General features: G+C 73.9%; 24 protein-coding genes. 10 read left to right on the top strand and 14 right to left on the bottom strand.

Annotated elements, in window-relative coordinates:
- Positions 1-4: 4 nt before the first annotated feature.
- The 6 genes from K7787_RS07405 to K7787_RS07380 form a co-directional block, all read right to left on the bottom strand.
- Positions 5-589 (bottom strand): hypothetical protein, encoded by a 585-nt coding sequence (locus K7787_RS07405; RefSeq protein WP_009191405.1) that lies wholly within the window; start codon positions 587-589, stop codon positions 5-7.
- Complete coding sequence (locus tag K7787_RS07400) at positions 586-1,734, bottom strand: ROK family glucokinase (protein WP_019985080.1); 1,149 nt, start codon at positions 1,732-1,734, stop codon at positions 586-588. The genes K7787_RS07405 and K7787_RS07400 overlap by 4 nt, the downstream gene beginning before the upstream one ends.
- A gap of 341 nt (positions 1,735-2,075) precedes the next feature.
- Positions 2,076-2,867, bottom strand: a complete 792-nt coding sequence (locus K7787_RS07395) for an ATP-binding cassette domain-containing protein (protein WP_043261485.1) — start codon at positions 2,865-2,867, stop codon at positions 2,076-2,078.
- On the bottom strand, positions 2,864-3,913 hold the full coding sequence (locus tag K7787_RS07390; RefSeq protein ID WP_009191402.1) for an ABC transporter permease: 1,050 nt from the start codon (positions 3,911-3,913) through the stop codon (positions 2,864-2,866). Before K7787_RS07390 ends, K7787_RS07395 begins: the two co-directional genes overlap by 4 nt.
- Entirely contained in the window at positions 3,910-4,914 is a 1,005-nt protein-coding gene (locus K7787_RS07385; RefSeq protein WP_009191401.1) for a sugar ABC transporter substrate-binding protein, read from the bottom strand. Before K7787_RS07385 ends, K7787_RS07390 begins: the two co-directional genes overlap by 4 nt.
- A 258-nt stretch (positions 4,915-5,172) precedes the next feature.
- Positions 5,173-5,937 (bottom strand): GntR family transcriptional regulator, encoded by a 765-nt coding sequence (locus tag K7787_RS07380; protein ID WP_009191400.1) that lies wholly within the window; start codon positions 5,935-5,937, stop codon positions 5,173-5,175.
- Positions 5,938-6,040: 103 nt separating this feature from the next.
- Between K7787_RS07380 and K7787_RS07375 the strand changes: the two genes are divergently transcribed.
- The gene (locus tag K7787_RS07375; RefSeq protein ID WP_223000897.1) at positions 6,041-7,093 is read left to right on the top strand and encodes a Gfo/Idh/MocA family protein; all 1,053 of its coding nucleotides are present in this window, start codon (positions 6,041-6,043) and stop codon (positions 7,091-7,093) included.
- 160 nt (positions 7,094-7,253) lie between these two features.
- Here K7787_RS07375 and K7787_RS07370 read toward each other — a convergent pair whose 3' ends face one another.
- Positions 7,254-7,925, bottom strand: coding sequence for a response regulator (locus K7787_RS07370; RefSeq protein ID WP_223000896.1), 672 nt, complete (start codon positions 7,923-7,925; stop codon positions 7,254-7,256).
- Between the two features lie 88 nt (positions 7,926-8,013).
- On the opposite strand from K7787_RS07370, the gene K7787_RS07365 reads away from it, so the two are divergent.
- The gene (locus tag K7787_RS07365; RefSeq protein ID WP_223000895.1) at positions 8,014-8,979 is read left to right on the top strand and encodes an NADPH:quinone reductase; all 966 of its coding nucleotides are present in this window, start codon (positions 8,014-8,016) and stop codon (positions 8,977-8,979) included.
- Between the two features lie 323 nt (positions 8,980-9,302).
- Here K7787_RS07365 and K7787_RS07360 read toward each other — a convergent pair whose 3' ends face one another.
- Positions 9,303-10,586 carry a sensor histidine kinase gene (locus K7787_RS07360; RefSeq protein ID WP_372456618.1) on the bottom strand — a complete coding sequence of 428 codons (1,284 nt, stop codon included), beginning with the start codon at positions 10,584-10,586 and terminating at the stop codon, positions 9,303-9,305.
- A 243-nt stretch (positions 10,587-10,829) separates the two neighbouring features.
- On the opposite strand from K7787_RS07360, the gene K7787_RS07355 reads away from it, so the two are divergent.
- Both K7787_RS07355 and K7787_RS07350 read left to right on the top strand, forming a co-directional pair.
- Positions 10,830-11,030 carry a hypothetical protein gene (locus tag K7787_RS07355; RefSeq protein ID WP_043261483.1) on the top strand — a complete coding sequence of 67 codons (201 nt, stop codon included), beginning with the start codon at positions 10,830-10,832 and terminating at the stop codon, positions 11,028-11,030.
- A 67-nt stretch (positions 11,031-11,097) separates the two neighbouring features.
- Positions 11,098-11,928: a 3-oxoacyl-ACP reductase family protein gene (locus tag K7787_RS07350; protein ID WP_247720649.1), complete on the top strand. Its 831-nt coding sequence runs from the start codon at positions 11,098-11,100 to the stop codon at positions 11,926-11,928.
- A 67-nt stretch (positions 11,929-11,995) separates the two neighbouring features.
- On the opposite strand, the gene K7787_RS07345 is transcribed toward K7787_RS07350, so the two are convergent.
- Positions 11,996-13,114 (bottom strand): FAD-dependent oxidoreductase, encoded by a 1,119-nt coding sequence (locus K7787_RS07345; RefSeq protein ID WP_223000893.1) that lies wholly within the window; start codon positions 13,112-13,114, stop codon positions 11,996-11,998.
- A 52-nt stretch (positions 13,115-13,166) separates the two neighbouring features.
- Between K7787_RS07345 and K7787_RS07340 the strand changes: the two genes are divergently transcribed.
- Entirely contained in the window at positions 13,167-13,853 is a 687-nt protein-coding gene (locus tag K7787_RS07340) for a TetR/AcrR family transcriptional regulator (protein WP_223000892.1), read from the top strand.
- 289 nt (positions 13,854-14,142) lie between these two features.
- Here K7787_RS07340 and alc read toward each other — a convergent pair whose 3' ends face one another.
- Both alc and allB read right to left on the bottom strand, forming a co-directional pair.
- A complete protein-coding gene (gene alc, locus K7787_RS07335) occupies positions 14,143-15,258 on the bottom strand; it encodes an allantoicase (RefSeq protein WP_223000891.1) in 1,116 nt (371 codons plus the stop codon).
- A 107-nt stretch (positions 15,259-15,365) separates the two neighbouring features.
- On the bottom strand, positions 15,366-16,703 hold the full coding sequence (gene allB, locus K7787_RS07330) for an allantoinase AllB (RefSeq protein WP_223000890.1): 1,338 nt from the start codon (positions 16,701-16,703) through the stop codon (positions 15,366-15,368).
- 227 nt (positions 16,704-16,930) lie between these two features.
- On the opposite strand from allB, the gene K7787_RS07325 reads away from it, so the two are divergent.
- Entirely contained in the window at positions 16,931-17,731 is an 801-nt protein-coding gene (locus K7787_RS07325) for an IclR family transcriptional regulator (protein ID WP_164390851.1), read from the top strand.
- A gap of 111 nt (positions 17,732-17,842) precedes the next feature.
- Here K7787_RS07325 and K7787_RS07320 read toward each other — a convergent pair whose 3' ends face one another.
- Both K7787_RS07320 and K7787_RS07315 read right to left on the bottom strand, forming a co-directional pair.
- Positions 17,843-18,514, bottom strand: a complete 672-nt coding sequence (locus K7787_RS07320) for an ABC transporter ATP-binding protein (protein WP_164390853.1) — start codon at positions 18,512-18,514, stop codon at positions 17,843-17,845.
- Positions 18,511-19,545, bottom strand: a complete 1,035-nt coding sequence (locus tag K7787_RS07315) for an ABC transporter permease (protein WP_223000889.1) — start codon at positions 19,543-19,545, stop codon at positions 18,511-18,513. Before K7787_RS07315 ends, K7787_RS07320 begins: the two co-directional genes overlap by 4 nt.
- A 134-nt stretch (positions 19,546-19,679) precedes the next feature.
- Between K7787_RS07315 and K7787_RS07310 the strand changes: the two genes are divergently transcribed.
- On the top strand, positions 19,680-20,897 hold the full coding sequence (locus K7787_RS07310; protein ID WP_223000888.1) for a sensor histidine kinase: 1,218 nt from the start codon (positions 19,680-19,682) through the stop codon (positions 20,895-20,897).
- On the top strand, positions 20,894-21,562 hold the full coding sequence (locus K7787_RS07305; protein ID WP_247720648.1) for a response regulator: 669 nt from the start codon (positions 20,894-20,896) through the stop codon (positions 21,560-21,562). Before K7787_RS07310 ends, K7787_RS07305 begins: the two co-directional genes overlap by 4 nt.
- A 112-nt stretch (positions 21,563-21,674) precedes the next feature.
- Here the strand turns inward: K7787_RS07305 and K7787_RS07300 are convergent, their stop codons facing one another.
- Positions 21,675-21,989: a DUF5955 family protein gene (locus K7787_RS07300; protein WP_164390858.1), complete on the bottom strand. Its 315-nt coding sequence runs from the start codon at positions 21,987-21,989 to the stop codon at positions 21,675-21,677.
- Positions 21,990-22,131: 142 nt separating this feature from the next.
- Here K7787_RS07300 and K7787_RS07295 point away from each other — a divergent pair, with 142 nt between their 5' ends.
- Both K7787_RS07295 and aceB read left to right on the top strand, forming a co-directional pair.
- Positions 22,132-22,809: a nucleotidyltransferase family protein gene (locus K7787_RS07295; RefSeq protein WP_247720647.1), complete on the top strand. Its 678-nt coding sequence runs from the start codon at positions 22,132-22,134 to the stop codon at positions 22,807-22,809.
- A gap of 287 nt (positions 22,810-23,096) precedes the next feature.
- Positions 23,097-24,722, top strand: coding sequence for a malate synthase A (aceB, locus tag K7787_RS07290; protein WP_169438112.1), 1,626 nt, complete (start codon positions 23,097-23,099; stop codon positions 24,720-24,722).
- Positions 24,723-24,830: the final 108 nt, after the last annotated feature.

Genomic DNA, 24,830 nt, shown 5'->3' with positions numbered 1-24,830 from the left:
CCGGCTACGGCACGGTGCGCGAGACGACGTAGACCATCGGCAGGACCGGGTCGGCGAGGTTGACCATCACGTCCTGGCTGGGGGCGGGGTTCTTCTGGCTGTGGCTGAGGCCCCACCACGCACCGGGGCCCTGGAAGTTCCAGCCGGTGACCTGGCGGTCGCGGGCGCTGAAGGTGACGGCGCCCTTCTTGAGATCGCTCCGCTTGACGCCCATGGCGTCCAGGAAGGTGTCGAGGCCGGCCTGGGTGGTGCGGAACTGGACGTAGAGGCGGCTGGTGCGCCAGTTGTTCGTCTCGTAGGAGGCGAGCCGGTCGGCGGGGTGCGGCACCGGCACCTGGTAGAGGCGGCGCTGCACCTTGGCCGGGTAGGTCGGGGTGAGTCCGGTCGCCGCGTACTTGGCGGCCTTGTCCCGGCCGCTGCTGCGGCTCTGGTGGGCGCACCACAGCAGATAGCCGGCCGGTACGCCGATGAGCAGCACGATGGTGATCAGCGTGATGGCCCGGCGCCGGTTGCGCTGCCGGCGGGTCTCGACCCGCCGGGGCGCCGGCTGGTGCGGGGACGCCGTCTGCCGCGGCAGCGACATCGTCATCGCGCCTCCCCGGCGGTGCGCCGGGCCTCCGCGTACCGCTCGTAGCGCTCGTGACGCTCCACCCGGCGGCGGTTGGCGCGCCGGAACCGGCGGGCGACCAGCCGGGCCAGGTCGGCGGCGCCGACCATGCCGGCCTCCGGGCCGAGCTGGGCGCGGACGATCCGGGCCTCGGGGCGGTAGCCGCGGCCGGTGAGGTGGCGTTTGAAGGCGTCCCGCGCGGGGCCGATCAGAAGGTCGTCGGCGGCCGAGACGCCGCCGCCGATGACGAAGCAGGACGGGTCGAGGGCGGCGGCGAGGTTGGCGATGCCGACGCCGAGCCACTGGCCGATGTCCTGGAGCAGTTCGACGCACATGGCGTCGCCCTCGCGGGCCAGCTCGGTGATCATCGGGCCGGTGATGTCGCCGATGCTGCCCTTGACGTGCTCGATGATGCCGTAGGCGACCGGGGAGTCGGCCGCGGCCAGCTCGCGGGCCTCGCGGACCAGGGCGTTGCCGGAGCTGTACTGCTCCCAGCAGCCGCGGTTGCCGCACGGGCAGCGGTGGCCGCCGGGCACCACCTGCATATGGCCGAACTCGCCGGCGACGCCGTACTTGCCGCGCTTGACCTGGCCGTCCTCCAGGATCGCGCCGCCGATGCCCGTACCCAGCGTGATCATGACCAGGTGGTCCTCGCCGCGCCCGGCGCCGAAGCGCCACTCGGCCCAGGCGGCGGTGTTGGCGTCGTTGTCGACCAGGACGGGGACCGCGAGGCGGCCGGCGATGCGGTCGCGCAGCGGCTCGTTGCGCCAGGACAGGTGGGGCGCGAACAGGACGCGGTTGCGGTCGGCGTCGACCCAGCCTGCCGCGCCGATGCCGACCGCGTGCACGTCGTGCCGGTCGGAGAGGTCCAGGACCAGTTCGACGATGGTGTCCTCGACGACCTTGGGGCTCTTGGACTTGTCCGGGGTCTCCGTGCGCAGCCGCTCCAGGATGTTGCCGTCGGCGTCCACGACGCCCGCCATCACCTTGGTGCCGCCGATGTCGATGCCGACCGTGGGCACACGGGGCGCCGTGAGGTGCGAACGGCGCTCCCGGGTGCCCACGGTGCGCAGGACCGTGGCTCTGCGGGAGCCGATGGGGGCCGTGAGGTCGCGGTAGGTGCTCATCGTTGGTCGATTCTGCCTCACCGGCGGTAGGGGTGTTGCCGGGGACGGGAAAGGGGACGCGATCGTTGCCGGACGCGGCCGGGAATACGGCACGCCGCGTGCCGAACGCCACATGCCGGGCGCCGGACGGGCACACGCCGCGTGACCGGCGCCGTACGCCGGGGCACCGCACGCACGCGTGCCGACGGCCGCACGGCGCCGTACGCGCGCGTACCCGAAGCCTCACTGCCCCGCACGCGCGCGTGCCTCACGACGCCGCCCGCGCGCGGGCTGCCGAGTGGGCCGACGCGTGAGCCGTCGTGTGAGCCGTCGTGTGAGCCGCCGGACGGCGACCGCGTCCCTCAGCCGCGCTTCAGTTCGTGGACCAGCGCGTCCAGGTCCGCGCCGCCCGCCATCTGCTTGGTCAGCTCGTCCAGGGTGATGCCGTCGCGGGTGTGGTTGCCCGCCATCGCGCCCCGCCGCAGCAGGACGAAGCGGTCGCCCACCAGGTACGCGTGGTGCGGGTTGTGGGTGATGAGGACGACGCCGAGGCCCTGGTCGCGGGCCGCGGCCACGTACTTCAGGACCACGCCGGACTGCTTGACGCCGAGCGCGGCGGTGGGCTCGTCCAGGACGAGGACCCTGGCGCCGAAGTGGACGGCGCGGGCGATGGCCACGCACTGGCGTTCGCCGCCGGACAGGGTGCCGATGGGCTGGTCGACGTCCCTGAGGTCGATGCCCATGCGCAGCAGCGCCTCGTGCGTGGTGCGGCGCATGAGGTCGACGTCCATGCGCTTGAAGGGCCCGGCGCCCTTGGTGGGCTCGGAGCCGAGGAAGAAGTTGCGCCACACCGGCATCAGACCCACGACGGCCAGGTCCTGGTAGACGGTGGCGATGCCCCGGTCCAGGGCCTCGCGCGGGGAGGAGAGCCGGGTCTCCTCGCCCTCGATGCGCAGGGTGCCGCCGTCGTGCCGGTGCAGTCCCGCGATGATCTTGATCAGGGTGGACTTGCCGGCGCCGTTGTCGCCCAGGACGCAGGTGATCTCCCCGGCGTGCACCTCCAGGGAGACGCCCTCCAGGGCGCGGACGGTGCCGTAGTGCTTGCTGACGTCGGACAGCTCCACGAGCGCCGTACGTGCTTCGGTCTGCGTCACTTGGCGGCCTCCGCCCGCTTGCGGACCCAGGCGTTGAGCAGGGTCGCGAGGAGCAGCATCGCTCCGAGGAAGAACTTGAACCAGTCGGGGTTCCACTCGGCGAAGACGATGCCCTTGCTGACCATGCCGAACAGGAGCGCGCCGACGGCCGAGCCGACGGCGCTGCCGTAGCCGCCGGTGATCAGGCAGCCGCCGATGACGGCCGCGATGATGTAGATCAGCTCGTTGCCGACGCCCTCGCCGGACTGCACGGCGTCGAAGGAGAACAGCAGGTGCTGGCCGGAGATCCAGGCGCCGAAGGCCACGCCCATGTAGAGGCCGATCTTGGTCCGGACGACCGGGACGCCCACCGCGCGGGCCGCCTCCTGGTTGCCGCCGACGGCGAAGATCCAGTTGCCGGTGCGGGTGCGCAGCAGGATCCAGGAGGCGAGGAGGACCAGGCCCAGCCACCACAGGATGGTGACCTTGAAGTCGACGCCGCCGATGCCGATGGTGGAGGCGAAGACGGCGTGGGCGGCCGGGAAGCCCTCCATGTCGCCGATCGTCTTGGTGGAGACGGTGCCGTCGATCAGCTTGGTGAAGCCGAGGTTCATGCCGGTCAGCATCAGGAAGGTGCCCAGCGTGATGATGAAGCTGGGGAGCTTGGTGCGGGTGAGCATGAAGCCGTTGAACGCGCCGATGGCCAGCGTGACGAGCAGGGAGACGCCGACGCCGACCCAGACGTCGGCCGTCATCTGGTAGCTGAACATCGAGGAGATCAGCGCGGAGGACGTCACCATGACGCCGGCGGACAGGTCGAACTCGCCGCCGATCATCAGCAGCGCGACCGGCACGGCCATGATGCCGATGGTGGAGGACGCGTACAGGACGGTGCTCAGGCTGGAGGCGCGCAGGAACCCGTCGGCGGCGAAGGCGAAGAAGACCAGGACGGCGACGGCGCCGACGACCGAGCCGAGTTCGGGTCTGGACAGCAGTTTGTGCAGCGGCGAGCCGTGCGGGGCGCGCTCGTCGGCGCCGGTCCCGGCGCTGCCGGTGGTGGTGCTCATCGGGTGCCCCGCTCCGCGTACTCCTGGAGGGCGGCCGCCTGGTCCTTGGTGACGATCTGCGGGCCGGTGAGCACCGGCCGGCCGCCGCCGAGGACGTCGCCGTTGTACTTGTAGAGCCACAGCAGGTCGACAGCCTCGTAGCCCTGGAGGTAGGGCTGCTGGTCGACGGCGAAGCCGAGGGTGCCGTCCTTCAGCTCGCCGGCGACCTTGGCGTTGAGGTCGAAGGTGTCGATCTCGGCCTTGCTGCCCGCGTCCGTCTTCGCCTTCACGGCGGTGTCGGCGTAGGGGGCGCCGAGCGTGACGACCGCGTCGACGGACTTGTCGGCCTGGAGCTTGGCCCCGATGGCGGACTGCACGTCGGGCATGTTGGTGCCGTTGACGTACAGGTTCTCCACCTTGCCGTCGAAGGTCTTGGCGACGCCGGCGCAGCGCTGCTCGTGGCCGACGTTGCCCTGCTCGTGCAGGACGCACAGGGCCTTCTTCTTGCCGCGCTTGGTCAGCTCGTCGCCGACGGCCTCACCGGCGACGGTCTCGTCCTGGCCGACGTGGGTGAGGGCGCCGAAGGCCTTGGACTCGGCGGAGCCGGAGTTCACCGTGATCACCGGGATGCCGGCCTTCTCGGCGCGGGCGACGGCGGCCTTCATCGCGTCGGGCTTGGCGAGGGTGACGATGATGGCGTCGACCTTCTTGTCCACCGCCGCGTCCACGAGCTGCGCCTGCTGCTGGGCCTCGTCGTCGTGCGAGTACAGGAAGTTGATGTTGTCCTTGATCGCGGCCTGCTTGGCGCCGCTCTGCACGATGTCCCAGAAGGTGTCGCCGTCACCGGAGTGGGTGATCATCGCGAAGGTCCAGCGGGGGGTGTTCACCGCCGACCTGCCCTGGGCGGCCGCGGCCTTGCGGGCGTCCTCCGCCCGCTTGCCGCCGGTGCTGCTGCACCCCGCCAGGGACAACGACAGTGCCCCTGCGAGCGCGATGACTGCCCAGGTTGGAAACCGTGCCACGAGGCCGTGCCCTTCTCGTCTTCGAACGTACGTGCGGGGCCGATGGAAATCCATCAGGCCCCAACCTCCCATTATCGAACACGAACGCGGAAGAGGTCGTCGGCGGGGAGCCGCGGCGTCTTCGCTTGTCAGGACATCGTGACGTGGACGGCGATGGGGCGCGGCGGGTGCCACGCGGCTCGGTGTGCGCAACGTCCGGCAGCGCGCGAGGAGTTGCGGCCCGGGCCAGGTGCCCGCGGAGAACCGGGCGCGCCCCGGTCAGGAGCGCGCGAGGAGCTGAAAATCGAAGGAATAGCGCGACGGCCGGTAGGTGTGGGCGCCGGATTCGACCGCGCGGCCGGTGTCGTCGTAGGTGACGCGTTCCATGGTGAGCAGCGGGGCGCCCTCCGGCTCGTCGAGCCGCTCCGCCTCGGCGGGGGCGGCGGCGCGGGCGCCGATCGACTGGCGGGCGCTGTGCAGGGTGATCCCGGCGGAGCGCAGCAGCCGGTACAGACCGGTGGTCTCCAGCCGGCCCGTGTCCAGGTCGAGCAGACCGGTCGGCAGATGGTTGACCAGGTACGCCAGCGGTTCGCCGTGCGCGAGCCGGAGCCGTTCGACGCGGTGCACGTCGTCGCCCTCGGCCACTCCGAGCACGGCCGCCAGCTCGGCGTCGGCCGGCACCAGCGTGTTCACCAGGACCAGGCTGGTGGGCCGCTGCCCGGCGGCCTCCAGGTCGTCGTAGAGGCTGCTCAGCTCCAGGGGGCGTCTGACCTGGCTGTGCACCACCTGGGTGCCGACCCCGCGGCGGCGCACCAGCAGCCCTTTGTCCACGAGCGACTGGATGGCCTGGCGGACGGTGGGCCGGGACAGACCGAGGCGGGCGGCCAGCTCGATCTCGTTGCCGAGCAGGCTGCCGGGGCTCAGGGCGCCCTCCTCGATCGCCGCCTCCAGTTGCTGCGCCAGCTGGAAGTACAGCGGCACCGGGGAGCCCCGGTCGACCCGGAGCCCGAGGGAGGCGGTCGGGTCCGCTTGTGGTTTCGGCACGGCCCCGAGGGTAGTCCGGTGGCAGGTTGACGGGAAGTCGTGTAGTCCGATTGTCCTGACATAAGGATTGACAGCGTCCGGTCTTCGCCCCCACCTTGTTGCCATGCGCATCGGGGTCATCGGTACGGGCCGTATCGGCACTTTCCATGCGAGGACGCTCAGCCGTCATCGCGAGGTCGGCTCCTTGATCCTCACGGACGCCGATCCGGCACGGGCGCAGGAGCTGGCGCTGCGGCTCGGCGAGACGGCGGCGCCGGGAGTGGACGAGATCTTCGCCTGGGGCGTGGACGCGGTCGTGATCACCACGGCGACGTCGGCGCACGCCGAACTGATCGGCCGGGCGGCCCGCTCGGGACTGCCGGTGTTCTGCGAGAAGCCGATCGCCCTGGACCTGCCCGGCACGCTCCAGGCGCTCGCCGAGGTGGACCGGGCGGGCACGGTCCTCCAGATGGGCTTCCAGCGCCGCTTCGACAAGGGGTACGCGGGTGCGCGGGAGGCCGTGCTCGCGGGGCGGCTGGGCCGGCTGCACACCGTCCGGTCGCTCACCTCCGACCGGGAACCGCCGCCGGCCGGCTGGCTGCCGCTGTCCGGCGGACTGTTCCGGGACACCCTGATCCACGACTTCGACATGGTGCGCTGGGTGACCGGGCGCGAGGTGGTCGACGTGTACGCCGCCGGGTCGGACGCCGGTCCGGCGATGTTCCGCGACGCCGGCGACCTGGACACGGCCGCCGCGGTGCTCACCCTCGCCGACGGCGCCCTGGTCACGGCCACGGCGACCCGGCTGAACGGCGCGGGCTACGACGTCCGCATGGAGCTGGCCGGGGAGCTGGACCAGATCGTCGTCGGCCTGGACGACCGCACGCCGATCGCGTCCACCGAACCGACCGGGCCGCCGGCCGCCGACAAGCCGTGGACCGGGTTCCTGGAGCGGTTCGGGCCGGCGTACGAGGCCGAGCTGTGCGCGTTCGTGGAGGTGGTGCGCGGCGAGCGGGCCAACCCGTGCGACGGCCGCGAGGCGCTGCGGGCCCTGCGCATCGCGGAGGCCTGCGAGCTCTCCCGCCGCGAGCACCGGCCGGTGTCCCTGGCGGAGATCCCGGACGCCCCGGACCGGCCGGAGACCGGGCCCAGCCGGGCGGACTCGGCTCCGGAGTAGGACGCGTACCTGTCACGAGGGGTCGGTGCGGTCCGCGTCCCCGCCGGGGGAGGTCAGTGCTTGTCCCCGCCGAGGAGGTACGCGTCCCCGTCGCGGGGAGCCAGGCCGCGGGAAGTCAGGTCGCGGGGAGCCAGGTCGCGGGAAGTCAGGTCGCGGGAAGTCAGTACGCGTCCTCGTCGAGGAGGCCCGCGTCGTGGACGAGGAGCGCGATCTGCACGCGGTTGTCGAGGGAGAGCTTGGCGAGGATGCGCGAGACGTGCGTCTTGACGGTGGGCACGCTCATGAACAGGTCGGCCGCTATCTGCGCGTTGGCCAGCCCCCGGCCCACGCGCAGGGCGACCTCGCGCTCCCGCTCGGCCAGCGCCGCGACCCGCTCCCGCGCGCGGGTGCGCCGGTCCCCGGCCGCGCCGCCCGCCGCGTGCCGCATCAGCTGGCGGGTGACGGCGGGCGAGAGCACGGGGTCGCCGGCCGCGACCCGGCGCACCGCCTCCACGATCTGCGCGGGCGGGGTGTCCTTGAGCAGGAAACCGGAGGCGCCGGCGCGCAGCGCCCGCAGCACCTGTTCGTCGGCGTGGAAGGTCGTGAGGACCACGATCTGCGGCGGCTCGGGCCGGGCGCGCAGCCGCTGCGTCGCCGTCAGCCCGTCCACGCCGGGCATGCGGACGTCCATCAGGACCACGTCCGGCCGGACGCGCTCGACCTGGTCCTCGGCGGCGGCGCCGTCGGCCGCCTCGCCGACGATCTCGATGTCGTCCGCGCCGCCCAGCATGAAGGACAGCCCGGCGCGTACCAGGGGGTCGTCGTCCACGAGGAGCAGTCGGATCGGCGTCATGGCCCTCAGCCAACCAAACGGCCCGCGCCCGGGCCACACCGGCTCGCCGCCGTGGTGGCGGGTCGGTCCGCGTGGAAGACTGACGGCGATGCGTGCCGCGTACATCGAGCGACTGGGCCCGCCCGGCGTCATCCGCTGGGGCGAGCTGCCCGCGCCCGTGCCCGGTCCCGGCGAGGTGCTGGTGGACGTGCTCGCGACCGCAGTGGACCCGGTGGACACGTTCGTACGGTCCGGGGTGTTCCGTACGCCGCTGACCTTCCCCTTCGTCATCGGGCGCGATCTCGTGGGGGTCGTGGCCTCCCCCGCGTGCGGTTTCGCGGCGGGCGAGGCCGTGTGGTGCGACAGCCTCGGCCACGACGGGCGGCAGGGGCCGACCGCCGAACGGGCCACGGTGCCGGCCGACCGTCTGTACCGGCTGCCGTCCGGGGTGCGCCCGGCGGACGCCGTGGCCGTGCTGCACCCCGCGGCCAGCGCCCATCTGGCCCTCTTCGCGCACGGCGGACTGCGGCCGGGCGAGACGGTGTTCGTCGCCGGTGCGGGCGGGAACGTGGGCGGCGCGCTGGTGGAGTTCGCGGCGCGGGCCGGGGCGCGGGTGCTGGCCACGGCCGCGCCGCGCGACCACGCGCACGTCCGGTCCCTGGGCGCGGCGGAGGTCGTGGACTACCGCGCGCCGGACCTTTTCGGACGGCTGTCGGCGCTCGCGCCCGGCGGGGTGGACGTGCACGTGGACACCTCCGGCCGCAACGATCTGCGCACCGCGGTCGCCCTGCTGGCCCGGCGCGGCCGGATCGTCCTGATGTCCGGCGCCCACGACGAGCCGGTCCTGCCGGTGGGCCCGCTCTACATGAAGGACGGCTCGGTACGCGGCTTCGTCATCTCCCACGCCACGGTCGCCGAACTCGCCGGCGCGGCGCAGGCGGTCAACGAACGGCTGGCGGCGGGCGGACTACGGCCACGCGCGCTGGAACTGCACCCGATGAGCGAGGCGGCACGCCTGCACGACCGCATGGAGCGCGGCGAGCTGCACGGCCGCCGCGCGGTGCTACGCCCTTGATCCGGTGCGGGGTGGCACGGACGCGGGCCACCGTGCGGCACCCCGGACACGAACGCCGCACGGCGCTACGGCGCAGCGCCGTAGCGCCGCGCGGCGGGACGTACGCGGGGCGCCAGGCACGGTGACACGGCCGGGAGGCGCCTTGCGAGGGCACCGGCGACTCACCGCCGCCCGCTGCTACGGCGGTGCGTCGCCGCGTGGTGACCCGGCTGTGGACCACCGGCCGCTGCTACGGCCCTGCGCCACCGCGCGATGGCACCGCAGACGGCCGACGACGGTGGCCGGCCAGGTCGGTGTCGGCACCGTGCCGGTTCCGGGCGCGGTCATCCCCACGGCAGGCGGGACCGGACCTCGAAGCCGCCGTCCGGTGTCGGGCCGTGGTGCAGTGTGCCGCCGGTGAGGGCGGCCCGTTCGGTGAGGCCGATCAGGCCCTGTCCGGAGCCGGGGACGTGCGGGACCTCGCCGTCGGGCGGCGGGTTGCTCACGCGCACGTCCAGCCCCTCGCCCGGGGCGCCGGTGACGGTCACGGTGACCTCCGTGCCGGGGGCGTGCTTGCGGGCGTTGGTCAGGGCCTCCTGGACGATGCGGTAGGCGGTGCGGCCCACGGAGGCGGGCACGGTGTCCGCGGCGGCGGGCATCCCGGCCGCCACGACCTTCATCCCGGCCGCACGGCACTCGGCGACCAGGTCGTCCAGCGCGGCGAGCGTCGGCTGCGGCCGCCCCGCGTCGTCGGAGTCGCCGGCACGCAGCACGCCGATGATCTCCCGCAGGTCCTGAAGGGCCTCGTGGGCGCTCTCCCGGATCACCCCGGCGGCCCGCGCCGTCTCCTCGGGGGGCGCGTCGGGCCGGAACTCCAGTGCGCCCGCGTGCACGCTCAGCAGGGTCAGCCGGTGCGCGAGCACGTCGTGCATCTCCCGGGCGATGGCCTCGCGGGCGAGCCGCTGGGCCTGCTCGGCGCGCAGCCGCGCCTCCGTCTCGGCTCGCCGGGCGCGGTCGCGCAGGCTGAGCATGAGCTGCCGTTTGGCCCGGACGAACATGCCCCAGCCGATGGCGGAGAGGTTCAGCAGCGCGGTGAAGACGATGCCGGCGGCGTACGTGAGGCCGGGGTCCGGACGCAGCCAGTACAGCAGCGGGAGCACCGCGAGGGAGGCCCCGCCGACCCAGGCGACGTACCGGAAGGGCCGGTGCACGGCGAGCGTGAAGAGGGTCAGCAGACCGGCGACGGCGGAGGTGGTGGAGACGAGGCCGACGGTGACCATCGCGGCGGCCAGGGTCAAGGGGTACGTGCGGCGCAGCCACAGCGCGCAGCAGGCGAGCGCGCCGAGTGCCAGGTCGGCGACGACGAGGGCGGGCGGTATGTGCGGGGCGTCGTCCATGTCGCTGACGACGACGAGCGCGAGGACGACGGCCGTCAGGAAGCAGAAGACGTCGACGATCCAGTCGCGCGCGGTGCGGCGGGAGCGGCGTGGCCGCCGGCCGGGGGCGGGGCCGGGGGCCGTGTCCCGGTCCGGGTCGAGGTCGAGCTGGTCGGCCACGGCGGACGGCAGCCACCACCGCCGCCCGGTGCGGGGCGGCGTCTCCCCGGTCGTCGTCCCGTCGTACGTCACGGTCCACGAATCTACGCGCGCGCCTCCGCGTCCCGGCCGCCCGTTCGGTGGATCGGCGACCTTCGGCGGCGGACTGGCTACTTGAGTCGCCAAGGCGGCGACTTCCGGTGCGGGGGCGGCGACTTGGGGTACGGCGGTGGCGACGGCCGGCGCGGTCCGCGGGTGCGACCGCATACCTTCGGCGCGCGCCGGGCGGCCGGCGGCCGATGTGCGCGGCGGGCGCGCGGGGCGAGGGTCGTGACCATGAAGAAAGCACTGGAAGTGGCCGGATTCCTCGCTCTCGTGCAGGGCGCGCTCGCTCTGGCGCATCGGTTCGCCCACTGGCGGGCGGGGTTGGTGTGGCGGGTTCCCTTCCTCCACGGCCACGAGGTCTGGGCCGGTGTCGGTCTGCTCGTGCTGGCCCTGGTGCTGTTCGTCGTCGCCGACCGCGTGAAGGCGGAGTGAGAGGGCCGCGACCTCGGTGTCCGTTCGCCGCCAGCGTCCGTGCGGCCCGGCCGCTGAGATGGTGGGCATGACTTCGGAGACGAACACGAACATCGACACGAGCATCCACACGAACACCGTCACGAACACCGACACGAACGAGAAGAGCGCCGAGTCCGCGGCGGGCGGCGGAGCCCCGGTGGCCCTGGTGACCGGCGGCAGTCGCGGGATCGGTGCGGCGACGGCGGTACGGCTGGCCCGCACGGGCCACGACGTGGCGATCACCTACGTCAACGGCAAGGAAGCGGCCGAGGAGGTCGTACGGGAGGTACGACGGCTCGGGCGGTGGGCGGTGGCCCTGCGCGCCGACGCGGCGGACCCGGGGGAGGCCGAGGGGGCGGTGGACCGCGCGGTGGCCGAGCTGGGGCGGCTCGACGTGCTGGTGAACAACGCCGGGGTGGGCGTGCTGGGCCCCGTGGAGACGCTGTCGCCCGAGGACGCCGACCGGGTCCTCGCGGTGAACGTCCGCGCCGTGTTCCTGGCCTGCCGGGCGGCCGCGCGGCGGATGGGCGACGGCGGCCGGATCATCACCGTGGGCAGCTGCATGGCGCAGCGGGTGCCGGGACCGGGCGGCACCCTGTACACGATGAGCAAGTCCGCCCTGATCGGTCTGACCAGGGCGCTCGCCCGGGAGGTGGGCCCGCGCGGGATCACCGCGAACATCGTCCACCCGGGCCCGATCGACACGGACATGAACCCGGCGGACGGGCCGTTCGCGGCCGGCCAGGCGGCGCTGACGGCCCTCGGCCGGTTCGGCACCGCCGAGGAGGTGGCGGCGATGGTCGCCTACCTCGCGAGCGCCGACGCCGCCTACGTCACCGGCGCCGAGTTCGCGGTGGACGGCGGCCACGCGGCGTGAGGCGCGCCGCCGGACGCGACACCCCCGCCGGACGCGGCACTCCGACCAGGTCGGTCCCGCCGTCCCGTCAGGCCGGCTGGACCTGGTCGAAGACGGCGAGGGCTTCGGCGGGGTCCGGGCTCACCAGGCGTTCCAGGCCGGCCGTCGTGATCTTCGCCCACTTGCCGGCCCGCGCCCACATCCGTTCCTCGAAGGCGCGCACGGCCTCGTCCGGTTCTCCCGTGCCGGTGGCGAGGGACTCGGCGAGTTCGGCGCCGTCCAGCATCGCGAGGTTCGCGCCCGCTCCCAGCGGCGGCATCAGATGGGCGGCGTCGCCCAGGAGCGTCACCCCGGGGACGTGGGTCCAGGTGTGGGACACGGGCAGGACGTGGAAGGGGCGGTGGACGAACGCGGCGCCGTGGCGGAGGAGGTCGAGGACGGGTGCGGCCCAGCCGTCGAACAGGGCCAGCAGGGCCGACCGCACGGCTTCGGCGTCGGCCATGTCCAGGTCCGCGTGCCAGTCCAGCGGCGCGCGGAACTTGGCGTACACCTTGACGTGGCCGCCGCTGTTGCGCTGGGCGACGAGGGAGCGGTTGGCGCCGTAGACGGCCACGGAACCGTCGCCGATCAGCGCGGCGAGATCGGGGTGGCGGGTGTCGACGTCGTCGAGGGAGGTCTCGACCGAGGTGACGCCGGTGTAGTGCGGCGTCACCGGCGACACGGCCGGGCGGACCCGGGACCAGGCGCCGTCCGCGCCGACCACGAGGTCGAACGCCTCCTGCCGCCCGTCCTCGAAATGGACCACCGCACCGTCCGGGGTCCCCGGCGTCACCCGGGTCACGCCCCGGCCCCACTGGACGTCGAGAGGGCCGAGCAGCAGATCGCGGAGGCGCCCGCGGTCGATCTCGGGATGGGCCCGCTCGTCCGGGCGGGGCCGCCAGTCGCGCAGCACGGTCCCGTCCGGGGCGAGGATGCGCATGGCCTGCCCCTCGGGGCGGGACGACGCGCGGAACTCCGCCCGCAGCCCCGCCTTGTCCAGCGCGAGCTGGCCCAGCCCCTCGTGCAGGTCCAGCGTGCCGCCCGGGGGCCGCGCGTCGGGGCCGGGATCGCGTTCGAGAACGGTGACGGGGTGGCCGTGCCGGTGCAGGACACGGGCGAAGGCGAGGCCTCCGGGGCCGGCCCCGACCACGGCTATACGTTGTCTCATGCCGATACACCGTATTGGTCGATACGGTGTATCGCAACGGTACGGTGTGACCATGACTGTCTGGGACCGGCCGGAGCCGCCGGCGCGCCCTCTGCCGCTGGACCGGAAGCGGATCGTCGCCGCCGCCGTCGCGCTGGCCGACGAGGGCGGGCTGGAGGCGGTGTCGCTGCGCAAGGTCGCCGCCCGGCTGGACGCCGGCCCGATGCGGCTGTACCGGTACATCTCCACCAAGGAAGAACTGTTCGACCTGATGGTGGACGAGGTCCAGGCCGAGATCCTGCCCGCGGAGCCGCCCGGTGACTGGCGGGAGGCGCTGCGCGGCCTCGCCCACGGCACCAGGCGGGCCGCTCTGCGCCACGAGTGGCTGGCCGACCTGCTCGGCGGCCGCCCGACGCTGGGTCCGAACGGCCTCGCCGTGGCCGAGGCCACGCTGGCCGCCCTGGACGGCCTCGCCGACATCGACACGGCGCTGCGCGCCGTGGAGACCGTCAGCTCCTACTACATCGGGGCGATCAGGCGCGAGATCGCGAGGCTGCGGGCCGAGCGCGCCACGGGCCTGAACGAGCGCGAGTGGCAGCGCGCCTTCGGCCCGTATGTGACGAAGCTGCTGGCCACGGGCCGTTTCCCGGCGCTGGCCAGGATGGTGCACGACGGCACGCACGTGACCCCCGAGACGTCCTTCACGACCGGTCTGGAGTGGGTCCTGGACGCCGTGGCCGCCCGGTTCGACCGGCCCTGACCGGCCCTGACCGGCCTTGACCGGCGGCCCGGACCGGGCCGCCGGGCGCGGTGCGGCGCGGGGCGTGACCGGTGAGTGCCGGCGACCGCCGGAACGGCCCTCGCGGATGACGGGCGCGGCCGCTCGGCGCCTCCCGCCGGACGGGCACGGGCCGTCGGCCGTCGGCGTGCCGCCCCCGTAGGGCGTATGACGCGGGGGCGGACCCCGCCGTCGGCGAGCCGCCCCGTACTGCGCATGACGCGGGGCGCCCCGGTGCTGTCGGGCCGGGGCGCCCCGCGGGTCGGTCGGGTCAGCCGCCGAGTTCCTGGTGGCGGGCCGACAGGCGGGCGGTGCCCTCCTCGGTCAGGGAGCCGAACAGGCGCAGCCGGGAGATGCCTCCGTCCGGGAAGATGTCCACGCGCGCGTGCGTGCCGACGGCGGGCGCGGGCAGCACGAAGCGGTGGTTGGTGTCGGGCTGGAGGCGGGTGCGCGGCAGGATCTCCGTCCACGCGCCGTCCTCGCCGTCCTTGACCGACACCGAGGCCCATCCGGCGCTGTTGCCCTTGAGGTAGGCGGTGTCGATCTCCAGGGCGCGGATCTGGGACTGGGCGACCAGCTGGTAGCGGATCCAGTCGTTGCCCTGGTCGCGGCGGCGGCGGGTCTCCCAGCCGTCGTCCATCTTGCGGGAGCGGCCGGGCTGGATGGTGTTGGTGGCCGGCGAGTAGAAGAGGTTGGAGGCGTCCTCGACCCGGCCGCCGTTCTCCAGGGCGACCACGTCGAACGTGCCGAGCACGGCCAGCCACTTCGGGTCGGGCACGACCTCGCCGTACACGCGCAGCCGCGCGATGCCGCCGTCGGGGTGCTGGTTGAGGCGCAGGTGGGTGAAGCGCTGCTCGACGGCGACCTCGAAGCCGTTGGCCGCGTGGCCGCCGACCGGGGCGCGCGCGACGAGGGTCGTCCACTTGACGTCGTCGGCGAGGAGTTCCTCGGGCGAGGGCGAGCCCGGTACGCAGGCGGCCTCGACGGACACGGCCTGCGGGTAGTTGCCGCGGAAGTGGGCGGTGTCGACGACGATGCCGCGCACGACGCCCGCCGCGCCGAGCCGGATCAGCGCCCAGTCGTGGTCGTCGGCGGTGGGCCAGGGGTGGTCCGCGGAGGCGCCGCGACGCCGCCGGGTCTCCCAGCCGTCCATGACCTTGCCCTTGTGCCCGAAGTGCTCGGGGTCGAACTCGGCGCGCTCGGGCACCAGCAGGTTCTCGCGCTGGGCGAAGAACTCGTCGTTGGCGGCGATCACACCGGCGCCGAGCCGGCGGTCGGCGAGGTCGGCGTACTGGGTGAAGGGGAAGTCGGCGGTGCGGTAGTCCGCGTACGGGTCACCGCCTCCGTAGGGGTTCGCGTCGCCGGTGAAACGGGGTGTCGCCGTCACGGTGATCAGTTCTTCCTTTCGGGAGCCGGCGCTCGGCCGGTGCGGATGCGGTGCGCTCACGGTGCGGACGCGGTGGCACGCGCGGGAGGTGGCTCGGGGCCGCTCGGTCACTCGGGCCGGGTCAGCAGGCGGCCCTTCGGCGCGGTGAACTCGCCGCCGGCGACGATGCGTTCGCCGCGCAGCCAGGTGGACTTCACCACGCCGTGCAGGGTGCGGCCGGCGTAGGCGGTGACGCGGTTGCGGTGCTGGAGGGCGGCCGGGTCGACGGTGAAGGTCTCCTCGGGCGCGAGGACGGCGAAGTCGGCGTCCCGGCCGGCCTCGATGGCGCCCTTCTGACCAAGTCCGACGAGGGCGGCGGTGCGCGCGGACATCCAGCGGACCACGTCCTCCAGACCGTGCCCGCGCCTGCGCGCCTCGGTCCACACGGCGGACAGGCTCAGCTGGAGGCCGGAGATGCCGCCCCAGGCGGTGGCGAAGTCGTCGGTCTTCAGGTCGGCGGTGGAGGGCGAGTGGTCGGTCACCACACAGTCGATGGTGCCGTCGGCCAGCGCCTGCCAGAGCAGGTCCTGGTTGGCGGCCTCGCGGATGGGCGGGCAGCACTTGAACTCGCTGGCGCCGTCCGGGACTTCCTCGGCGGTCAGGGTGAGGTAGTGCGGGCAGGTCTCGACGGTGATCCGCACGCCCTCCGCCCGGGCCTTCGCGATCAGCGGCAGCGCGTCGCTGGAGGACAGGTGCAGCACGTGCACGCGCGCGTCCAGCCGCTTGGCCTGGGCGATGAGCGCGGCGATGGCGGTGTCCTCGGCGTCGCGCGGCCGGGAGGCGAGGAAGTCGGTGTACTTGGGGCCGCCGTGCTGCGGGGCGGCGGCGAGGTGGTGCGGATCCTCGGCGTGCACGATGAGCAGGCCGCCGAATCCGGTTATCTCCGCGAGGGAGACGGCGAGTTGATTTTGCGTCAGATGCGGGAACTCGTCCACGCCGGACGGCGAGAGGAACGCCTTGAAGCCGAACACGCCGGCGTCGTGCAGCGGGCGCAGGTCCTTGACGTTGCCGGGCAGGGCGCCGCCCCAGAAGCCGACGTCGATGTGCGCCTTGTCGCGGGCCACGTCCTGCTTGACCCGCAGGTTGCCCACGGTGGTGGTGGGCGGCAGGGAGTTGAGCGGCATGTCGATCAGGGTGGTGATGCCGCCGGCCGCCGCCGCGCGCGTGGCGGTCCAGAAGCCTTCCCACTCGGTGCGGCCGGGGTCGTTGACGTGCACGTGGGTGTCGACCAGGCCGGGCAGCAGGACGTCGTCGCCGAGGTCTTCCAGCCGGGCTCCGGCGGGCACGTCGGCGTCGTGGGGCAGTACGGCGGTGATCGTGCCGCCGGCGACCGCCACGGAGGCGGGGCGCGTCCCCTCGGGCGTGACGACACGCGTCGAGCGCAGGACCAGTTCAGCGTCGGACACCCGGACCCCTCTCTTGTTTCAACATTCTGTTGAAGGAGTCTTCACTCCCGCTCAGACCCCGTCAAGAGGCACACTGCTCTACGGAGGTTACGGCGGGCGCACTCTGGACGTTTCCACAAAGCGGAATTAGAATTCCAACAGACAGAACGTAGTTCCGTACAGGCAGGGAGTCAACCGCCCCCCGGGTAGGCTTTTGCCCTTCCTGCCCGCCCCGAAAGGAACGCGCCGTGCCGACGTCCAGCGCCAGCACCACCGACTCCGCCAAGCCCTCCGCCAGCGGTGGGGTCCAGTCCCTCGAGCGCGCCTTCGACCTGCTCGAGCGGATGGCGGACGCGGGCGGCGAAGTCGGGCTGAGCGAGCTGTCCGCGACCAGCGGACTGCCCCTGCCCACCATCCACCGCCTGATGCGCACGCTGGTCGCCTGCGGCTACGTCCGCCAGCAGCCCAACCGGCGCTACGCCCTCGGCCCCCGGCTGATCCGGCTCGGCGAGTCCGCGTCCCGGCTGCTGGGCACCTGGGCGCGCCCCTACCTGGCCCGGCTGGTGGACGAGACCGGCGAGACGGCGAACATGGCGCTGCTGGACGGCGACGAGATCGTCTACGTCGCGCAGGTGCCCTCCCGGCACTCGATGCGGATGTTCACCGAGGTCGGCCGCCGGGTGCTCCCGCACTCCACGGGCGTCGGCAAGGCGCTGCTCGCGCACACTCCGGAGGACGAGGTGCGCGCCCTGCTCGCCCGGACCGGCATGCCCGCCGCCACGGACAAGACGATCACCACCCCGGAGGGCTTCCTCGCCGCCCTGGCGGACGTGCGCCAGCTCGGCTACGCGATGGACGACAACGAGCAGGAGATAGGGGTCCGCTGCGTCGCGGTCTCCGTCCCCGACTCCCCCACCGCCGCGGCGATCTCCATCTCCGGTCCGGCGGGCCGCGTCACCGAGGCGGTGACCGAGCGCATCGTCCCGGTCCTCCAGCAGGTGGCGGCCGAGCTGTCCCAGGCCCTGACCAACCCGGGCCCGGCGGCCTGACCGAACTCCGGTCGGACCGCCCGGGCGAACTCCGGTCCGGCCGCCCGGCCGGGCCCCGGTCCCGCCGCCCGGCCGAACTCGGGTCCGACGGCCCGGCCGGACCCCGGCGCGCTACGGGGTCAGCGCGGCCAGCCGCCCGTCGCGCATCTCGTGCACCGTGTCCGCCAGGTCCAGCCGGCCGCGGTCGTGGGTGACGAGGACGGTGGCGGTGCCCCGGTCGCGGGTGAGGCGGGCCAGCAGGCCGAGGACGGCCGCGCCGCGCTCGTGGTCGAGGGCGCTGGTCGGCTCGTCCACCAGCAGCACGGACGGCTCGTTCATCAGCGCGCGGGCGATGTTCACCCGCTGCCGCTGACCGCCGGAGAGCTGGTGCGGGCGCCGGTGCGCCAGGCCGTCCAGACCGACGGCGGCCAGCAGCTCGCGGGCGCGCCCGGATGCCGTGCGGCGTCCGTCGAGGCGGGCCATCACCTCCAGTTGCTCGGCCGCCGTCAGCGAGGGCAGCAGGTTCGGCTGCTGGAAGACGATGCCGATGCTCCGCCGCCGCAGCACGGCCCGTTCCGCCGCGCTCAGGTCGCCGGTCGCCGTACCGGACACGCACACCCGGCCGCTGTCCGGGGCGATCAGGGTGGCCGCGACGGCGAGCAGGCTGGACTTGCCCGAGCCGGACGGCCCGACCACCGCCGTCAGCGCACCCGCGGGCACGGCGAGGCGCACCCGGTCGAGCGCGGTCAGCCGGCCGTCGCCGTCCGGGTAGGTGAGGGTGACGTCTTCGAGGAGCAGGCTCATCGCACGCCTCCCAGCGCGGTCAGCGGATCGACGGCGGTGATCCGCCGCACGGCGAGGGCGGCGCCCGCCGTCCCGAGGACGGTCATCACGGCGGCGGGCACCAGCAGGGTCGGCGCGTCCAGGACGAACGGCACCGAGCCGCCCCCGGCCAGCCGTCCGGCGAGGCCCGCCAGCGCGGACCCCAGCAGCGTCCCGGCGGCCAGCAGCACCGCGGCCTGCCCGAGCGCGTCGCGCAGCAGATACCGGGTGGACGCCCCGAGCGCCTTGAGCACCGCGATGTCGCCGGAGCGCTGGATGGTCCACACCGTGAAGAACGCGCCGACGACCAGCGCCGAGATCGCGAACAGGAAGCCCCGCATCAGCCGCAGCGAGCCGTTCTCCGCCTGGTAGGAGCCGATGGCGGTGAGCGCGTCGCCCTTGGCGAGGGTCCGCGTCCCGGCGGCCCGGTCGGCGGCGGCGACGTCCGCGCCGCCGGTGCGCAGCGCGATCACCGTCGCCCGGCCCCCGTCCCACGCCGTCCACACCACGGGCGTATGGCTGTAGGAGGCGCGGCCCGAGACGGCGGCCACGGTCCAGGAGGCGGAGCCGAGGCGCACCCGGTCGCCGGGGCGGGCGTCCAGCTCGTCGGCGGCCTTGGCGGAGAGCACCGCGTGTCCCGGCGCGACACCGGGCGGGGCGATGCCCGAGCCCGGCCGGACGGCGAACACCGACACCGCCGCCGTGCGGTCCCCGGCGGCCGAGTCGACCGTGCTGATCGCGACCGGCTCCGCGTACGGGGCCCGCGCCGCCCACCGGTCGAGGACGGCCGGGGCGAGCGAGGAACCGGTGAAGGAGACCGGCCGGCCGTCCGGTGGCGCGGCGAAGGCGAGGTGGTCGGCGGGCAGTTTCCCGATCGCCGAGGTGTTCTCCTCGGCGAGCCCGGCGGTCAGCCCGGACAGCAGTCCCACGAGCAGGGTGATCAGTACGACCACGGTTCCCATCAGGGCGAACCGCCCCTTGGCGAACCGGAGGTCTCTCCATGCGACGAACATGCCCCCACCCTGCGTGCGGCGGCCCCCGCCGGGCATCGCGCCGGGGCACGCTCCACGGGCGCCGAAGGGTGCGGGAGGCTTTCAAACTTTCGGTTGACGGACGGAGCGCGGCGCCCGCTTACCCTGGAGCGGTCATGGACGTCCGCCCCCACTCCTCCGTCGTCGCCGCCCTGCGCCTGTGCCTGTACGCCCTGTTCACCGGCCTGCTCGCCCTCGCCGCGGCCCGCGCGCACGGCCCGTCGGCGGCCGCGACGGTGACAGCGGCGCTCGCCACCGGCGCGGTGTTCGCCGTCGGCGTGCTGAACCGGTCCGTACGGCGCTCCCGGCGCGCCTCGACGGTGTGGCTGGGGGTGCTGTGCGCGTCCTGGCTGGTGCTGCTGGTGTTCTCGCCGGACGCGCTGTGGGCGGCGTTCCCGCTGTACTTCCTCCAGCTGCACCTGCTGCCGGTGCGCTGGGGGCTGCCCGCGGTCGCGGTGACCGCTGCGGCGGCCATCGCCGGGTTCGTCGGGCACGGCGGGCAGCTCGCTCCGGGCGCGTTCATCGGGCCGCTGCTCGGCGCGGGGGTCGCCGTGGCGACCGTGCTCGGCTACGAGGCGCTGTACCGGGAGAGCGAGCGGCGCCGCAGGCTGATCGAGGAGCTGGTGGCCGCCCGCGCCGAGCTGGCCGCCGCCGAGCGCACGGCGGGCACGCTGGCGGAGCGGGAGCGGCTGGCCCGGGAGATTCACGACACGCTGGCGCAGGGTCTGTCCAGCATCCAGTTGCTGCTGCGCGCCGCCCAGCGGGCGGTGCCGGACGGGTCCCCGGCCGCCGTCCACATCGAGCAGGCCCGCGCCACCGCGCAGGACAACCTCGCCGAGGCCCGCCGGTTCGTGCACGCGCTGACGCCGCCGGATCTGGAGCGCGGCTCGCTGGCCGGCGCCCTCGAACGGCTGTGCGCGAAGACGGCGGGGCCGCCGGCGGTCCGGTTCTCGGTGAGCGGCGTCCCGGCCGAGCTGCCGACGCCGTACGAGGTGGCGCTGCTGCGGATCGCGCAGTCCGCGCTCGGCAACACGCTGCGGCACGCCCGCGCCGGACGGGTGGAGATCACCCTGAGTTTCATGGACACGGCGGTGGCGCTGGACGTGGTGGACGACGGGGTCGGGTTCGTGCCGGACGCCGTGCCGGCCGCCGTGGGCGGGGGCGCCGGCGGTGGCGGGGGCGGCGGGGCGGACGGCGGTTTCGGGCTGCCCGCGATGCGCTCGCGCGCCACGGCGCTGGGCGGCACGTTCACGGTGGAGTCGGCGCCCGGCCAGGGCACGGCGGTGGCGGTCACCCTGCCCCGCCCGGACCCGGACCTGGGGAGCGCCGTATGACACCCGAGGACATGACCGAGGGGAGCGGGCCGATCCGGCTGCTGCTGGCCGACGACCATCCCGTGGTCCGTGCCGGGCTGCGGGCGGTGCTGGCCGCCGAGCCGGACTTCGAGATCGCCGCAGAGGCGCCGACGGCGGAGCGCGCCGTGGAGCTGGCCGCCGCGGGCGGGATCGACGTGGTGCTGATGGACCTCCAGTTCGGGCCGGGCGGGGCGCACGGCGCGGAGGCGACGGCGCAGATCACCGCCCGCACCGGGGCCCCGCGCGTGCTGGTGCTGACGACGTACGACACGGACGCGGACATCCTCGCGGCGGTGGAGGCGGGCGCGGCGGGCTATCTGCTGAAGGACGCCCCGCCGCGGGAGCTGGCGGCGGCGGTGCGCACCGCCGCCTCGGGGCGCTCGGCGCTGGCCCCGGCGGTGGCGCACCGGCTGATGGACCGCATGCGCACCCCGGCCGCCGCGCTCAGCCGCCGTGAGCTGGAGGTGCTGGAGCTGGTCCGCGACGGGCTGTCCAACCTGGAGATCAGCAAGCGCCTGTTCCTGAGCCAGGCCACGGTGAAGTCCCATCTGGTGCACGTCTACGCCAAGCTGGGCGTGGAGTCGCGCACGGCGGCGGTGGCGGCGGCGACCGAACAGGGGCTCGTACGACGCCGCAGGGCCTGAGCGCCGTATCCGCCGTACCCGTACGGGCCCTGAGCGCCGTGTCGGCGCGGGCTGCGCACCGCGGCGGGGCGTGCCCGCCCCCGTGCCGGTACCCGTATCGCCTCTCGGCCGGTCAGCCGCGTGGCGGCTGCCCGAACAGGTCCACCGCGGCCCGCACCTCGGACAGGCCGGGGCGCAGGGCGCTCACCGAGCCTATCGATCCGGCGATCAGCAGCAGGGAGCGGCGCAGCCGCGGTATCTCGGGGACGCCGTGGGCGGCCATCGCGGCGAGAGCGGCGAGTTCGTCCTCGGCTATCGAGCGGTCGGCGAACTCCACGGGATGAGCGGCCAGTTCGCGGCGTAACCGGGACACGGCGGTGCGCAGTCCCGCCACCCTCGGGTCCTCTTCGCTGCCCGCCACCGGCCGCTGGTCCAAGCTCCGCAACACAGCCCTCCCCCTCGCACGTCGTCGTGCGCAGTCCCCGGACGCGGGTAGTAAACGACACCGGGGGCGGGCCGCGCCAGCACGGGGACCGAAATTCAGCCCCACGAAACCGCGCGGCCGTCCGGTGGTCAGGTATGCAGGACGCATGACACACACGGACGACGAGGTGAGCGGGCCGGACGGGGCCGCCGGGCCCGGCGAGGTGGCCGGGCCGACGGACGAGGTGGCCGGGCCGACGGACGAGGTGGCCGGGCTGGTGCTGGCCGCCGGGGGCGGGCGGCGGCTCGGCGGGCGGCCCAAGGCGCTGCTGACGCACCGGGGCCGGCCGCTGGTGGAGCACGCGGTCGCGGTGCTGCGGGCGGCCGGCTGCGCCCGGGTGCACGTGGTGCTGGGGGCGCGCTCCGGCGACGTACGGGAGCGGGCGCGGCTCGCGGGCTGCGTGCTGGTGAACAACCCGGGCTGGGAGGAGGGCATGGGATCCTCGCTGCGGGCGGGACTGGACTCGCTGGCCGGTTCGGGGGCGCGGGCGGCGCTGGTGTGCCTGGTGGACCAGCCGGGCATCGGCGCACGGGCGGCGGGCCGGGTGCGGGCCGCGTTCAAGGACGACACGTCGCTGGCCGCGGCGGCGTACGACGGGGTGCGCGGGCATCCCGTGCTGTTCGGGGCGGCGCACTGGGCGGGCATCGCGGCGAGTGCGACCGGCGACCGGGGGGCACGCGCCTATCTGAAGGAGCACGCGGCGGAGATCACGCTGGTGGAGTGCGGCGACGTGGCGCAGCCGTACGACATCGACACCGAGGCCGATCTGGCGTGCCTGGAGTGAGCCGGTCCGGCGCGTCCGGAGTGCGCCCGTGCGGCGCGCCGGGAGCGAACGGCGACCTGGAGTGAACGGCGTGGCACTGAACGCCACAGTCCCTCGACTCAGAGAATCTCGACATCAACAAACCATTGAACTTCCACCATGAGGAAACTAGTATCCACTGATCAGAAGCGCCTGGCCGATCCGTGGGCGCCATATACCCCATTCGTGCCTCCTGGCATCCAGTGCCACGGCGCGGTGGCGGTGAACGTGGTTCGCTGAAGAAGCTCCCCCGAAGGAAGTGACAGCTCATGTCCGCACCAGCGCCGTCCCCGCTGGCCATCGTCGACGCCGAGCCCCTGCCCCGGCAGGAGGAGGTCCTCTCCGACGCGGCGCTCGCCTTCGTGGCGGAGCTGCACCGGCGGTTCACGCCGCGCCGCGACGAACTCCTCGCCCGCCGTGCGGAGCGCCGCGCCGAGATCGCCCGCACCTCCACCCTCGACTTCCTCCCGGAGACGGCCGCGATCCGCGCGGACGACTCCTGGAAGGTCGCCCCGGCCCCCGCGGCGCTGAACGACCGCCGGGTCGAGATCACCGGTCCCACCGACCGCAAGATGACCATCAACGCGCTCAACTCGGGCGCGAAGGTCTGGCTCGCCGACTTCGAGGACGCCTCCGCGCCCACCTGGGAGAACGTCGTCCTCGGCCAGCTCAACCTGATCGACGCCTACACCCGCCGCATCGACTTCACCGACCCGAGGTCGGGCAAGTCCTACGCCCTGCGCCCGGCCGACGAACTGGCCACGGTCGTGATGCGCCCACGCGGCTGGCACCTCAGCGAGCGGCACCTCGTGGACGCCGAGGGCCGCCAGGTCCCGGGCGCCCTGGTCGACTTCGGCCTGTACTTCTTCCACAACGCCCAGCGGCTGCTGGACCTCGGCAAGGGCCCGTACTTCTACCTGCCGAAGACGGAGTCGCACCTGGAGGCCCGCCTCTGGAACGAGATCTTCGTCTTCGCCCAGGACTACGTCGGCATCCCGCAGGGCACCGTCCGCGCCACCGTCCTGATCGAGACGATCACGGCCGCGTACGAGATGGAGGAGATCCTCTACGAACTGCGCGACCACGCCTCCGGGTTGAACGCCGGCCGCTGGGACTACCTGTTCTCCATCGTGAAGAACTTCCGTGACGGCGGCGAGAAGTTCGTCCTGCCGGACCGCAACGCGGTCACGATGACCGCCCCGTTCATGCGCGCGTACACCGAACTCCTCGTGCGCACCTGCCACAAGCGCGGCGCGCACGCGATCGGCGGCATGGCGGCGTTCATCCCCTCCCGCAAGGACGCCGAGGTCAACAAGGTGGCCTTCGAGAAGGTCCGCGCCGACAAGGACCGCGAGGCCGGCGACGGTTTCGACGGCTCCTGGGTCGCCCACCCCGACCTGGTGCCGATCGCCATGGAGTCCTTCGACAGGGTCCTCGGCGAGCGGCCGAACCAGAAGGACCGGCTGCGCGAGGACGTGGACGTGAAGGCGGCCGACCTGATCGCGATCGACTCCCTCGACGCCAAGCCGACGTACGCGGGCCTGGTCAACGCCGTCCAGGTGGGCATCCGTTACATCGAGGCGTGGCTGCGGGGCCTGGGCGCCGTCGCCATCTTCAACCTGATGGAGGACGCGGCCACCGCCGAGATCTCCCGCTCGCAGATCTGGCAGTGGATCAACGCGGGCGTCCAGTTCGAGAACGGCGAGAAGGCCACGCCGGAGCTGGCCCGCAAGGTCGCCGCCGAGGAACTGGCCGCCATCCGCGAGGAGATCGGCGAGGAGGCGTTCGCCGCGGGCAACTGGCAGCAGGCCCACGATCTGCTCCTGCAGGTGTCCCTGGACGAGGACTACGCCGACTTCCTGACGCTGCCGGCGTACGAGCGGCTGCGGGGCTGAGCCGCGGGGGGTGAGCGGTCCCCGGGAAGCACGTCCCGGGGACCGCTCACACGTGTGCCCGCACGGGTTCGCGTGCGGATCGCCGCACACGTTGCCGCACACTTCCGG

This window comes from Streptomyces sennicomposti (assembly GCF_019890635.1).
In the GTDB taxonomy this organism is placed as follows: domain Bacteria; phylum Actinomycetota; class Actinomycetes; order Streptomycetales; family Streptomycetaceae; genus Streptomyces; species Streptomyces sennicomposti.
The sequence above is the reverse complement of the archived record's forward strand: the minus strand, read 5'-3'. Positions and strand labels throughout refer to the sequence as shown.

Excerpts from the sequence above, each read along its gene's own strand:
- K7787_RS07405 (WP_009191405.1), bottom strand. The coding sequence starts at position 589 with ATGACGATGTCGCTGCCGCGGCAGACGGCGTCCCCGCACCAGCCGGCG.
- K7787_RS07400 (WP_019985080.1), bottom strand. The coding sequence starts at position 1,734 with ATGAGCACCTACCGCGACCTCACGGCCCCCATCGGCTCCCGCAGAGCC.
- K7787_RS07390 (WP_009191402.1), bottom strand. The coding sequence starts at position 3,913 with ATGAGCACCACCACCGGCAGCGCCGGGACCGGCGCCGACGAGCGCGCC.
- K7787_RS07375 (WP_223000897.1), top strand. The coding sequence starts at position 6,041 with ATGCGCATCGGGGTCATCGGTACGGGCCGTATCGGCACTTTCCATGCG.
- K7787_RS07370 (WP_223000896.1), bottom strand. The coding sequence starts at position 7,925 with ATGACGCCGATCCGACTGCTCCTCGTGGACGACGACCCCCTGGTACGC.
- K7787_RS07365 (WP_223000895.1), top strand. The coding sequence starts at position 8,014 with ATGCGTGCCGCGTACATCGAGCGACTGGGCCCGCCCGGCGTCATCCGC.
- K7787_RS07355 (WP_043261483.1), top strand. The coding sequence starts at position 10,830 with ATGAAGAAAGCACTGGAAGTGGCCGGATTCCTCGCTCTCGTGCAGGGC.
- K7787_RS07350 (WP_247720649.1), top strand. The coding sequence starts at position 11,098 with ATGACTTCGGAGACGAACACGAACATCGACACGAGCATCCACACGAAC.
- K7787_RS07345 (WP_223000893.1), bottom strand. The coding sequence starts at position 13,114 with ATGAGACAACGTATAGCCGTGGTCGGGGCCGGCCCCGGAGGCCTCGCC.
- K7787_RS07340 (WP_223000892.1), top strand. The coding sequence starts at position 13,167 with ATGACTGTCTGGGACCGGCCGGAGCCGCCGGCGCGCCCTCTGCCGCTG.
- K7787_RS07320 (WP_164390853.1), bottom strand. The coding sequence starts at position 18,514 with ATGAGCCTGCTCCTCGAAGACGTCACCCTCACCTACCCGGACGGCGAC.
- K7787_RS07315 (WP_223000889.1), bottom strand. The coding sequence starts at position 19,545 with ATGTTCGTCGCATGGAGAGACCTCCGGTTCGCCAAGGGGCGGTTCGCC.
- K7787_RS07310 (WP_223000888.1), top strand. The coding sequence starts at position 19,680 with ATGGACGTCCGCCCCCACTCCTCCGTCGTCGCCGCCCTGCGCCTGTGC.
- K7787_RS07305 (WP_247720648.1), top strand. The coding sequence starts at position 20,894 with ATGACACCCGAGGACATGACCGAGGGGAGCGGGCCGATCCGGCTGCTG.
- K7787_RS07295 (WP_247720647.1), top strand. The coding sequence starts at position 22,132 with ATGACACACACGGACGACGAGGTGAGCGGGCCGGACGGGGCCGCCGGG.
- aceB (WP_169438112.1), top strand. The coding sequence starts at position 23,097 with ATGTCCGCACCAGCGCCGTCCCCGCTGGCCATCGTCGACGCCGAGCCC.